This is a genomic window from Peribacillus sp. NPDC097295 (genome assembly GCF_044761665.1).
Lineage (GTDB): Bacteria > Bacillota > Bacilli > Bacillales > DSM-1321 > Peribacillus.
Genome location: NZ_JBIWCW010000004.1, coordinates 148762 through 161545, shown reverse-complemented (window position 1 = coordinate 161545; position 12784 = coordinate 148762). Strand labels below are relative to the sequence as shown.

Genomic DNA, 12784 nt, shown 5'->3' with positions numbered 1-12784 from the left:
ATGGAACAGTCTAAAGAGCAAAAAGTTCATCATGTTTTTGAAAAAATATATGGTAATTATGACAAGATGAATTCCCTCATCAGCTTTAAGCAGCATCTTAAATGGCGGAAGGCAACCATGGACATTATGAAAGTTCCAAAGGGCGCCCATGCCCTTGATGTATGCTGTGGAACTGCGGATTGGACCATTGCGCTCGCTAATGAAGTAGGACCGAAAGGGAAAGTAATTGGTTTGGATTTCAGTAAAAACATGCTGAAAATCGGCGAACAAAAAGTGAAAGATCTAAAACTGGATCATGTATCTCTTATGCACGGGAATGCAATGGAACTCCCTTTTGATGATAATAGCTTTGATTACGTAACGATTGGTTTTGGACTTCGGAATGTCCCGGACTACATGCAAGTACTTAAAGAATTAAACCGTGTTGTCAAACCAGGGGGAATGGTCGTTTGTCTCGATACTTCACAACCAACGATGCTAGGTTTTAAACAGGGCTATTATTTTTATTTCCGTTTTATAATGCCTGTTTTCGGCAAATTGTTTGCTAAAAGTTATAGCGAATATTCTTGGCTTCAAGAATCGGCACGCGATTTCCCGGGTATGAAAAAACTTGAAAGTATGTTCAAGCAAGCAGGCATGGAAAAAGTGAGTTATAAAGCACATTTCGGTGGCGTAGCTGCAACACATTTTGGATATAAGCCTTCAAATAAAGCATAATAGCAATGGACAAAGCTGGGTGGAATTTATGAAATTTAGAATGATGTATTCCTTTTTGAATACAGATTTGCATTTAATTGAAAAAGAACTAGAGGCGGCTATAGTAGCGGATTCCACAGTTTTGCGGGAAGCTTCACTACATTTACTGCAATCAGGGGGAAAACGAATTCGCCCGGTATTCGTCCTATTGGGGGCGAAGTTTGGCAATTATGATATCCATGTTGTAAAGCATGTTGCAGCGACTTTGGAGCTGATACACACTGCGTCACTCGTACATGATGATGTTGTCGATGATGCGGATTTACGCAGAGGGTCTGCAACGATAAAATCAAAATGGGACAATCGTGTTGCCATGTATACGGGCGACTTCATTTTTGCACGAGCGCTAGAAATGATGGCCGTTATTGAAGCTCCGCTTGCTCATAAGATTCTCGCAGATACCATGGTTGAATTGTGTCTAGGGGAGATTGAGCAAATTAAAGATAAATACAATTTTAATCAAAATTGGCGGATTTATCTTCGAAGAATAAAGAGAAAAACAGCGTTACTCATAGCTTCAAGCTGCCAGTTAGGGGCCATTGCAGCCGGTGTTGATGAGAAAATCCATCAGAAACTATTTAGATTCGGGTATTATGTGGGCATGTCCTATCAAATAACAGATGATATCCTGGACTTCACTGCTTCCGAAGAAGAATTGGGTAAGCCTGCAGGCAGCGATTTGATACAAGGAAATATTACCTTACCAGTCTTGATTGCTATGGAAAACCCAACATTAAAAAAGCTCATCGAAACGGTTAGGGAGGATACACCTAAAGAAGACATGTTCAAAATCATTACGGCTATTAAGTCTTCGGGTGCTATTGAACGGGCGGCAAAAATCAGTGACCTCTATTTAGAAAAGGCATTCTCCGAATTGAAGGGCCTTCCGGCCATAAAGGCTAGGAAGACTTTATCAGATATAGCTAAAAATATTGGGAAAAGAAAGTTTTAACGCTTGCAGTTGCGAAACTTGACAAACCATGATAGTATTTTAAAAGGATTGCCTTATAATAGGCAAATAACTATGATACATATTAGGAGTGACATTTATGGAAAAAACATTTTTAATGGTTAAGCCTGACGGCGTTCAACGTAATTTGATTGGTGAAATCGTTTCTCGTTTCGAAAAGAAAGGCTTCCTTTTAGCTGGAGCAAAGTTAATGGTTATTTCTCAGGAATTAGCTGAGCAACATTACGGAGAGCACAAAGAACGTCCATTCTTCGGCGAATTAGTGGACTTCATCACTTCAGGCCCTGTTTTCGCAATGGTTTGGGAAGGTGAAAACGTTATCGCAACTGCACGTCAAATGATGGGTGCAACTAATCCTAAAGATGCAGCTGCTGCAACTATCCGTGGGGATTTCGCAGTAACTGTAGGCAAAAACATTATTCACGGATCAGATTCAGCTGAAAGTGCTGTACGTGAAATCGGCTTATTCTTCAAAGAAGAAGAACTAGTTGAGTACTCTAAAATCGCTAACGAATGGGTTTACTAATCGGTTAGTTCAATATGAGCAGGAAGCGGGTCCTATCGCACAGCGATAGGACCCGTTTTTTTTGTTGTATCTTCTAGTAATGAAAAAAATATAGTCGTAAAGCACCATTTTTGTTTAAAGAATGTTGAGTCCTCTCCGATATAAAGAGAAGAACTACATAAAATGAAAATGTTCGGGGGAGTCACAGGTATGCCTCAATATGAAGAGTTCATTCAAAATATTAAAATGTTGACAGGCATCGATTTGTCTTTATATAAGGAAGGGCAAATGAAACGCCGACTTACTTCTCTTTATGAAAAAAGAGGGTATCAATCATTCCGTGAATATTATAAAGACATTCAAACCGATTCAAAAGTCTTAAATGAGTTTTTAGACAGAATGACGATCAATGTTTCAGAGTTTTATCGAAATGCGAAGAGATGGGAAGTCTTGGAGAAAAAGGTGTTCCCTTCTCTATTAGAGAACAAAAGAAAATTGAAGATTTGGAGCGCTGCCTGTTCAACCGGGGAAGAGCCATATACAATCGCCATGATTTTATCGAACCTTGTTCCTTTAAACCAAATTGAAATATTGGCTACTGACTTAGATGAAAATGTACTCGCTCGAGCTAAAATGGGCATTTATCCTGAGCGGTCCTTGAATGAAGTGCCAGAGGGTATGCTAAAGAAGTATTTTAAAAAAGAAGATGATTTTTACCGCGTCGAAGATGAAATTAAGCGAACAGTAACGTTTAAGAAACATAATCTCCTTGCGGATCGGTTTGAACACGGTTTTGATTTAGTCGTTTGTCGAAATGTCTTGATTTACTTCACTGAGGATGCAAAATCCCTTTTATATGATAAATTCAGTGCATCTTTGAAATGTGGTGGAGTATTTTTTGTCGGCAGTACAGAACAAATTTTCAATCCTGGAAAATATGAATTTGAAACAATAGACACATTCTTTTATAAGAAAAAGTAAATACACTTTGGGTAAGGGGGCTGAATGTAACAATCAGCCCTTTTTCTTATTGTTACTAATGGACTAAATGGCCGATTTCGTTACAGGTATAAAGAGGATATGGTGATGAAAATGTTAGCATGGGAAAGATTAAACTATATCGTAATTGTTTGAGAAGATGTAAAATAATAAAAGAAAAGAGTTAAAAATAAAGAAATAATGATTTTACTTTAACTGTATTCCCACTTTTCATAAAATTGTGTTATATTGATACATAAATCCTTTAAAGTGCTAAAAGGGGGCAGGAAAATGAGATATTTAACAGCTGGAGAATCACATGGTCCACAGCTAACTACAATTATTGAAGGTTTACCGGCTGGTATGCCAATTACGAATGAAGATATTAACAAAGATTTGGGTCGACGACAAAAAGGACATGGCCGGGGAAGAAGAATGCAAATTGAAAAGGATCAAGCATTTATATCTTCTGGAATCAGGCATGGCTACACCTTGGGATCACCAGTCGCATTAGTGGTCGAGAATGATGATTGGAAGCATTGGACCAAGATCATGGGAAGTGAAGGCCTATCAGAGGAAGAAGCAGAAGAAATCAAACGTAAAATTACACGTCCTCGTCCTGGTCACGCTGACTTGAATGGCGGTATTAAATACGGGCATCGTGATTTACGGAACGTATTAGAGCGTTCATCAGCCCGTGAGACGACCGTACGTGTGGCAGCGGGTGCCGTAGCTAAGAAATTATTGGCTTTATTAGGAATTGAAGTGGCTTCACATGTCCTGGAAATAGGCGGTGTAAAGGCCGATCCTCCTCAATATGAAACGATTCAGCAGTTACAACAGGTGACGGAAGAATCCTCAGTCAGATGTTTTGATAAAAATGTCGAGCAGCAAATGAAGGATGCAATCGACGATGCGAAACAAAAAGGAGACTCTATTGGCGGAATCGTTGAGGTCATTGTTGAAGGGATGCCAGTGGGTGTAGGGAGCTATGTTCATTATGACCGTAAATTAGATGCCAAGCTCGCAGCCGCAGTTATGAGTATAAACGCCTTTAAAGGGGTAGAGATCGGCATAGGATTTGAAGCTGCTCATCGATTCGGTAGTGATGTTCATGATGAAATAGTGTGGGACAAGGATACCGGGTATCATCGGAAAACGAATCGTCTCGGAGGTTTTGAAGGCGGTATGACGACTGGTATGCCGATTGTTGTAAGAGGCGTCATGAAACCGATCCCGACGTTATATAAACCCTTGAAGAGCGTTGATATCGATACAAAAGAAGTATTTGAAGCAAGTGTCGAAAGATCCGATAGCTGTGCGGTTCCAGCAGCAGCTGTTGTTGCAGAGGCGGTAGTGGCCTGGGAATTAGCAACGGCAATTGTGGAGCAATTCCCTTCGGACCGTTTCGATCGACTGGAAGAATACATACATTCTTATCGGGAAGAAGTAAAGGGGTTTTAAAAGATGGAATCCATACGAATTAAAACGGCTTCCAAGCAATACCCGGTTTTAATAGGGAAGAATGCGATTAATGAGTTGTCGGATTTTATAACAAATGAATTTAGCCACTTAAGCAAGATTTTAATTATTACAGATGAGAAAGTGGCAGAGTTACATTTGCAAACAGTCAAAAAGGTATTGATAAAGACGGGAAAACCCGTATTGCAACATGTCGTGCCTGAAGGGGAGCACGCTAAGACATTCGATGTGTTTTATGAGTGCCAAAGCTACGCTTTATCCCAACAGCTTAATCGAAAATCATTGATTATTGCGCTTGGTGGAGGTGCAGTCGGTGATTTGGCTGGATTTGTGGCCGCGACCTTTATGAGAGGAATCCCGTTTATTCAGGTTCCTACGACTTTGCTTGCTCATGATAGTGCCGTTGGGGGTAAGGTTGCCATCAATCATCCGTTAGGGAAAAATATGGTTGGCGCCTTTCACCAGCCCGAAGCGGTCATTTATGACCTGGAATTTTTACATACGCTACCGTTAAAAGAATTACGATCCGGTTTTGCAGAAGTGGTCAAACATTCCTTGATTGCCGATGAAGAGTTTTATCGATGGTTAAGACTGAATATCGTTGATTTGAACAATGTGAAGGATGAACAGTTTTTAACCATGATTACGAAAGGGATTAGCATAAAAGCTTCCATCGTAGAAAAGGATGAAAAAGAAACGGGGATTCGCGCCTTTTTAAATTTCGGTCATACACTCGGGCATGCCATCGAAGGATCCATGGGATATGGTAACTTTACTCATGGTGAATCTATTTTAATAGGAATGGTCTATGCTCTTAAGTTAAGTAAGAAGAAGCTGGATCTCAATTTTAACCTTAACGAGTTTATAGATTGGGTTACCTCTTTAGGCTATCGAACGACCATTCCCCGTCAGCTTGAAAAAGAAGTATTGCTTCATTTGATGAAAACAGATAAAAAATCCGTTCATGGTGGTGCCACATTTGTCCTGCTAAGTCAGTTGGGTACTCCCCTGTTAATGGATATGGATGATTCGGCATTGCTAGAGGAAATGAATGAATTAATGTGAATGAATAGAAATGGGGGAATCGTGTGTGATTAGAGGAATAAGGGGCGCGACAACGGTAGAAAACGACACGGAATTAGAAGTGATTACTGCTGTTGAACGACTGTTGGAAGAAATTATTCGGAACAACGATATTGATCCCGAGATGGTTGCCTCCGTATTTTTTTCTGCAACGGCTGACATACGCTCCGTCTTTCCTGCCAAAGCCCTTCGAAAGTTTGAAGGCTGGACATATGTACCAGTCACTTGTATGCAAGAAATTCCAGTGACAAATTCTTTGCCCTCTTGTATAAGAGTAATGCTCCATGTTGAGACGACAAAATCGCAAAGAGAAATTGAACATGTTTATCAAGCAGGAGCCACCATTTTGAGACCGGATTTAACCAATAAACGTTAATTCAAGCACAAATCATATAAAAATTTTTTCGCTTTAAAGTAGTGAAAATAGGGGTGAATGATATGAAATGGAATGAAGCGGTCCTTTCCTTAAAATCTTATCAACCAGGAAAATCAACCGATGAAGTGAAGAAAATGTATGGGCTGGAGAAGATAGTGAAACTTGCTTCCAATGAAAATCCGTTCGGGTGTTCGGAAAAGGTTAAAGAAAGCATAAAAAATGCAACCCATTCCTTCGCTATTTATCCGGATGGATATGCAACTTCTCTAAGAAAGGCTGTTGCCAAGCATACAGGTGTAAAAGAGACACAGCTTATTTTCGGGAATGGATCCGATGAGAACATTCAAATAATTTCCAGAAGTTTGCTCGGCGCGGGCAAAAATACCGTTATGGCGACGGGAACTTTTTCACAGTATCTTCATAATGCAACACTTGAAGGGGCAGAAGTTAGAGAGGTTCCGCATATTGATGGGGCACATGATCTAGATGGTATGCTAAAAGCCATTGATGGGAATACGTCTGTTGTTTGGATTTGTACGCCTAATAATCCGACAGGGAAATACATACCTGAAACCGATTTAGTAGCATTCCTTGAAAAGGTTCCGGAAGATGTACTTGTAGTTTTGGACGAAGCGTATAGTGAATATGCAGTGGCAGAGGATTATCCTCGGACCAATCAGTGGATCAATAAATATAAAAATCTGATCATTCTACGAACCTTTTCAAAAATTTATGGTCTTGCAAGTTTTAGAGTTGGATATGGATTGGCTGATGAGGATATTATCCAAAAACTTGATCCATCACGTGAACCATTCAATGTAAATACATTTGGGCAGAAAATTGCTGTCGTGGCATTAGAGGATCAAGCCTTCATTGAAAAATGTAGGACGGAGAACCAAAATGGCCTGCAACAATATTATGAGTTTTGCGATTCGGAAAATCTTGCTTATTACCCTTCTCAAGGTAATTTCATTTTCATTCACTTCAAACATGAGGCGGATGTGGTATTTCAGTATTTGCTCGAGCGAGGATACATTGCAAGATCCGGAAAATCATTCGGTTTTCCAAATAGCGTCCGTGTAACGATAGGTTCGACAGAAGAAAATGAGGGAATGATTCGTACCATTAAATCATTCTTGAATGAACTGGCTTTGCCTTCTAATTCATTATCTTAATCTTTCATTAAAGTTAGAGGAGCAAAAGAAGCGGGGGGACAGAAGAGTGAAGGGAAAGGTTTTTGTAATCGGCCTCGGACTAATTGGTGGATCTTTGGCGATGGCTATCCGCCATGCTCATCCTGACGCTGTGATTGTTGGCTATGATGTAAACGAAAAAAATTCACACCTGGCTTCATTATTAGGAATCATTGATGATTCCGTTCCTTCTCTCGATGCGGGTGCTTGTGAAGCGGATTTAATCTTATTGGCAGTGCCCGTCAATGAAACGGTACGGATTTTATCGGAATTAGCTCATTTGGATTTGAAAAGGGATGTCATCATTTCGGATGCTGCCAGTACAAAAACAACCGTTGTGAATGCTGCGAGCAGCTTGGTGAATAGGGGCTACACTTTCATAGGGGGCCATCCAATGGCTGGTTCCCATAAAAGCGGGGCAGGGGCCGCGAAATTGCATTTATTTGAGCATGCGTTTTATTTGCTTACTCCAGGGGAAGATGTTGAGGATGAAAAAATAGACCATTTGAAAGGATGGTTAAGTGGCACAAGAGCTAACTTTTTGGTTGTCTCGCCTGCTACCCATGACAGAATTACGGGCGTAATCAGTCATTTCCCCCACATCATCGCCTCAGGACTTGTCAAACAGGCGGAATTATACAGTCAGGAAAATGAACTGATTTCAAGGCTTGCTGCAGGAGGTTTCCGTGATATTACAAGGATAGCTTCCAGTAATCCGGAAATGTGGCGTGATATTTTATTACATAATCGAGATGTATTATTAACTTTGATGAATGATTGGTTAACGGAAATGGAACATATCAGAGAGCTCGTAGCCAATGAAGATTCTGAAGAAATCTTTCGTTTCTTTACTGATGCCAAGGTATATAGGGACGACTTGCCGAGCAATATGAAAGGGGCCATTCCAGCCTTTTACGATTTATATATTGATATACCTGATTACTCAGGTATCATATCGGAGATCACCGGTTATTTGGCTCAGGAAGGAATCAGTATAACGAATATACGTATCATCGAAACTAGGGAAGAAATTTATGGTGTCCTCGTCATCAGCTTTCAGACAGAGGAAGACCGGATTAAAGCCGCAGATTGCGTGGCAAGACATACCGATTATGAAACGATTTTGGCATGACCTAAAAAAATAGCGGAAGGATGGTTGTATGAAGACTAAAAGTTTGCAGACGAACATTCAATCATTGCGAGGTACGATAGCAGTACCGGGAGACAAGTCTATCTCACATCGGTCGATTATGTTTGGAGCGCTTGCCGAGGGAGTTACGACGGTCACTAATTTTTTACCTGGTGCGGATTGTTTAAGTACAATCTCCTGTTTCAAGCAGCTTGGCGTCAACATTGAACAAGATGGCAAGCAGGTCCGAATAGAAGGAAAAGGATTCAATGGTTTGACTGAGCCAAGAGAAGTTCTGGATGTCGGAAATTCTGGAACGACCATTCGACTGATGCTAGGTATCTTGGCTGGACAAGACTTTTCTGCAGTCCTCGCTGGCGATTCCTCCATCGCTAAACGGCCGATGACAAGAGTGGTGAATCCCCTCCGGGAGATGGGAGCGCTCATAGACGGACGTAAAGACGGCGAATACACGCCCCTTTCCATAAGGGGCGGGCAATTACAAGGGGTTCGCTATCAATTGCCTGTAGCGAGTGCCCAGGTCAAATCTGCCATTATCCTTGCGGGGCTACAAGCCGAAGGAGAAACGATCATCGTGGAACCGGAAGCAACCCGTGACCATACTGAACGGATGATCCAGCAGTTTGGTGGGAAAATTGAAAAAGACGGGCACACAATCAAAGTGTGTGGAAACCAATCATTCAAAGGGACCACTATACATGTACCGGGCGATATTTCTTCGGCTTCGTTCTTCATGGTAGCTGCGGCGATTACAAAGGACAGTGAAGTTGTTTTGAAGAACGTAGGGCTTAATTCAACAAGAACGGGCATTATCGAAGTAATGAAGGCCATGGGAGCGGATATAACGGTCGAGTTATATGCAGGAGAAGGAGAACCAGCAGGGGACGTTACTGTGCGGAGCTCCCAATTAAAAGGGACGACGATTAGCGGCGACTTGATTCCACGCCTAATTGACGAAATTCCGATCCTTGCTCTTCTAGCCACCCAAGCGGAAGGCATTACCACAATCAAGGATGCAAGTGAATTAAAGGTGAAAGAGACAAACAGGATAGATACAGTGGCCGAGGAGCTAACCATCCTTGGAGCGGATATAACGCCTACTTCAGATGGATTGATTATCCGTGGACGTAAATCCCTAAAGGGTGGAACGGTGACGAGCCATGGGGATCACCGTATTGGAATGATGCTTGCGATAGCGTCATTGATTACGGATGGTGAAGTTGAACTTGAGGACCCAGGAGCGATTGATGTTTCTTACCCTCAATTTTTCGAACATTTAACATACTTGATAAAGTGAAGTGAAAAAAGTTTGCGGACAGTCAGGTTCTGCAAACTTTTTTTATTTTTTTAAAATGACGGCCTTACCTAGAAAAAATATTGTAAACGCTATCATTTTAACTAACCATGTAATTTAATTGCTGCTATTATTGGAAAAGGTTCTCTTTAATCAAAAAGGAGATTTACCTTTCTATGGAGAATTAGATAGTAACCTTTTTTTATCAAGAATGGGGGGAATTACATCGATGGAATTTCAGGGCTGCAGTATGGTAAACTAAACATTACCGTTTTTACTAAACATCTTCACGATTCGTTTACTTCTTTCTGTGATAGGAAAAGAGACGCTTGTACGTGATACTGTTTGTCTAGAGACTAAGTCTATGTAAAAAGGAAGGAAGCAGCTATGAATATAGTAGAACAAGTTATTCAGTATTTAAAAAAAGGGGAATTAACAGAAGCTCTTAAACATATAAATCGAATTAAATCATCAGAGTCGGCAGAGGACATTTTATTGTTGGCTGAGGAAATGTTTCAACTTGGTTTTGTAGAAGAAGCGAAGGATCTTTTTGAGCATTTGCTGGCATTGTATCCTGACGAAGGTGAGTTGATTGTTTCTTTAGCTGAAATCCTCATTGACATGGACCAAGAAGATGAAGCAATGCTTATGCTTGAAAAAGTCAGTCCGGACGATGAAGTCTATCCAAGTGCCCTTTTATTAGAAGCGGACCTTTATCAATTACAGGGAATGAGCGAGGTCAGTGAAAGGAAACTGCTGCAGGCAAAGGAATTACTGCCAGATGAGATAATCATTGATTTTGCGCTAGCTGAACTGTTTTACCATCAAGGAAGAGATCAGGAAGCCATTGCAAATTACATAAAGGTTTTAGAACAGGAAAATGATATTGCAGGGGTGAATGTCAATCAGCGTCTTGCTGAAGCGCTAAGTAGTTCTGGAAAATTCGAAGAGGCCCTTCCTTATTTTGAAAAAGCTTTGGATAGTGGAATTGAAATTAATACACTATTTGAATATGCGTTTACGGCTTTCCAAGCTGGTCTTTATGAAACAGCCGTTCGTAAGTTCAATGAATTAAAGGAAATAGACCATGAGTACCACTCCCTATATTTATATCTGGCTAAGAGTTATGAGCACCTAGAGGATCTCGAAAAAGCTTTGAATACCGTCAAGGAAGGTATCAAAGCAGACGAGTTCAATAAGGAACTCTATTTCTTCGGTGGTAAGATTGCCTTGAAAAGCGGTTTGGAGGAAGAAGCGGAGAACCTATTCAGAGAGGCGTTGGCCATCGATCCCGGATACTTGGAAGCTGCGCTAACCCTACTTAAACTCTATATGCACCATGAAAGATATGAAGATATATTAGAATGTATAGGTGAGGTAAGGAAATACGGCGAGGATGATCCACAATTTGAATGGATAGCAGCTGTCTGTTATCAAAAAACAGAACAATTTAAAGAGTCATTAACCAGCTATCATAAAGCATATAATTCTTTCATGAGCAATCCAGATTTTCTTGAAGATTACGGTTTCTTTTTAATTGAAGAAGGAGACAGCGCTACAGCTAGAGAAGTATTTAATAAGCTCCTTGTGTTGAACCCTGCAAATGATGAATATGTGATGATATTGGAGCGTCTAGGGGAAAGTTCAGAGTTTTAAAAAAAATAGTAAGACAGAGGAGGGAATTCATGGTGGCTACCCCTGTTTCTGTAAATGAGAAAAAGGATTTTATTCGGTGGTTTTTAAATCATTATCAACTTAAAAGAAGAGAATGTGTTTGGATTTTAAATTATCTGATGAGTCACGACCAATTAATGAAAAAGGTCCATTTTGTAGAGAATGCACAATATTGTCCCCGTGGTCTTATCATGTCTACCCATTGTGTGGAAGAAGTCCCGTTTAGATTTTATAAGTCGAATATCATGACAACGGATGCAGAAAAATCTTTTCACGATATTCGATTAAATCGCGATGAGGATATTTATATCCAACTTAATTTTAAATCAGCCTATTCATCATATCATTACGCCGCAGTATTGGAGAATAATCCGTTCATGCCGAAGTCGACAGCTGCCAATGAAAAAGATCAGCTACTGGCTGAGCAATTTTTAGAGAAAAGCATGCTTCATTTCGAGAGGGACCGAATTCTCAAGGAAATCGATGAAGCGCTGGATAAACATGATGAACAAGCATTTAAGGATCTAACCGAACAATTGAATCAATTAAAAGTGCTAGGCTAACCTTTTAAAAACCTTTCCGGAACGCAGGAAAGGTTTTTATTTTTTTTATGAAAATATGGTTAAAAACTACATTTTTATGAATACTAGGGGTATATGGTAAAGATATTATAATAAATGGTACAATGGAATGGAGTTGATTCGTTAAAGTGGGATTGGAGTGTAGATTATGAAGTGGTCAGCAAAAGAATTGGATATGTATGTCCAAGCAAAAGAGTTTGTAGATACGGCGTTAATACCATTGGTTCCCCTCTCTTTTGGAGAACATATGACACAGTCCGGGTCGAACAATGAATTCATTACTATCTTAAGCCTGGAAATTGAGAAACAAATGAAAGGCAGAATGCTTTTAATGCCAACTTATCATTACCTGAGTGATGAAGAGGAAAAGCTTCACATGATAAAGCGTTGGACTAAAAAACTGGAGACAAACAATTTTAAACATGTATTTTACCTTACATCAGACATTGAGTGGAAAAAGTACGAAAAGGAATTGGAGCAGCATTTAATTTGGATTCCTTCCATTCCGCTTGAAAATTTAGAAAATACTCAAGCTAGAGACATGGTTAACCAACAGGTAAGTCAAATTAGAGATATATTTACTTTTTATTGGAAAAGTTAAAAAATAAGGTTTTTTTTCAATTTTTGACACATACTTGCCACCTTTTGGGTTTTCCAAATATTGACCTTGGGAAATTATTGATATATCATGGAAATGTCCTAGTTTTATAGTGTTGCTATTTAGTGGTCCATTGGGCTCTCA

The 12784-nt window shown here is 40.1% G+C and carries 13 protein-coding genes; all 13 read left to right on the top strand.

Going from position 1 to position 12784, the window contains the following annotated elements; translation table 11 throughout:
- Positions 1 to 717 carry a demethylmenaquinone methyltransferase gene (locus tag ACIQXN_RS09365; RefSeq protein ID WP_402965300.1) on the top strand — a complete coding sequence of 239 codons (717 nt, stop codon included), beginning with the start codon at positions 1 to 3 and terminating at the stop codon, positions 715 to 717.
- A 28-nt stretch (positions 718 to 745) separates the two neighbouring features.
- Positions 746 to 1708 (top strand): heptaprenyl diphosphate synthase component II, encoded by a 963-nt coding sequence (gene hepT, locus ACIQXN_RS09360; protein ID WP_402965296.1) that lies wholly within the window; start codon positions 746 to 748, stop codon positions 1706 to 1708.
- Positions 1709 to 1805: 97 nt separating this feature from the next.
- Complete coding sequence (gene ndk / locus ACIQXN_RS09355) at positions 1806 to 2252, top strand: nucleoside-diphosphate kinase (protein ID WP_402965292.1); 447 nt, start codon at positions 1806 to 1808, stop codon at positions 2250 to 2252.
- Positions 2253 to 2441: 189 nt separating this feature from the next.
- A complete protein-coding gene (locus ACIQXN_RS09350; protein WP_402965288.1) occupies positions 2442 to 3212 on the top strand; it encodes a CheR family methyltransferase in 771 nt (256 codons plus the stop codon).
- 288 nt (positions 3213 to 3500) lie between these two features.
- Positions 3501 to 4673: a chorismate synthase gene (gene aroC / locus ACIQXN_RS09345; protein WP_402965284.1), complete on the top strand. Its 1173-nt coding sequence runs from the start codon at positions 3501 to 3503 to the stop codon at positions 4671 to 4673.
- A gap of 3 nt (positions 4674 to 4676) precedes the next feature.
- Positions 4677 to 5756, top strand: coding sequence for a 3-dehydroquinate synthase (gene aroB / locus ACIQXN_RS09340; protein ID WP_402965280.1), 1080 nt, complete (start codon positions 4677 to 4679; stop codon positions 5754 to 5756).
- A 25-nt stretch (positions 5757 to 5781) separates the two neighbouring features.
- Positions 5782 to 6150: a chorismate mutase gene (gene aroH / locus ACIQXN_RS09335; protein ID WP_402965276.1), complete on the top strand. Its 369-nt coding sequence runs from the start codon at positions 5782 to 5784 to the stop codon at positions 6148 to 6150.
- Between the two features lie 62 nt (positions 6151 to 6212).
- A complete protein-coding gene (gene hisC, locus ACIQXN_RS09330; protein ID WP_402965272.1) occupies positions 6213 to 7325 on the top strand; it encodes a histidinol-phosphate transaminase in 1113 nt (370 codons plus the stop codon).
- A gap of 46 nt (positions 7326 to 7371) precedes the next feature.
- Complete coding sequence (locus ACIQXN_RS09325) at positions 7372 to 8475, top strand: prephenate dehydrogenase (RefSeq protein WP_402965268.1); 1104 nt, start codon at positions 7372 to 7374, stop codon at positions 8473 to 8475.
- Positions 8476 to 8503: 28 nt separating this feature from the next.
- Positions 8504 to 9790, top strand: coding sequence for a 3-phosphoshikimate 1-carboxyvinyltransferase (gene aroA, locus ACIQXN_RS09320; RefSeq protein ID WP_402965264.1), 1287 nt, complete (start codon positions 8504 to 8506; stop codon positions 9788 to 9790).
- Between the two features lie 384 nt (positions 9791 to 10174).
- Complete coding sequence (locus ACIQXN_RS09315; RefSeq protein ID WP_402965260.1) at positions 10175 to 11443, top strand: tetratricopeptide repeat protein; 1269 nt, start codon at positions 10175 to 10177, stop codon at positions 11441 to 11443.
- A 32-nt stretch (positions 11444 to 11475) separates the two neighbouring features.
- Positions 11476 to 12024, top strand: coding sequence for a ReoY family proteolytic degradation factor (locus tag ACIQXN_RS09310; RefSeq protein ID WP_402966078.1), 549 nt, complete (start codon positions 11476 to 11478; stop codon positions 12022 to 12024).
- Between the two features lie 166 nt (positions 12025 to 12190).
- Positions 12191 to 12643 (top strand): YpiF family protein, encoded by a 453-nt coding sequence (locus ACIQXN_RS09305; RefSeq protein ID WP_402965257.1) that lies wholly within the window; start codon positions 12191 to 12193, stop codon positions 12641 to 12643.
- Positions 12644 to 12784: the final 141 nt, after the last annotated feature.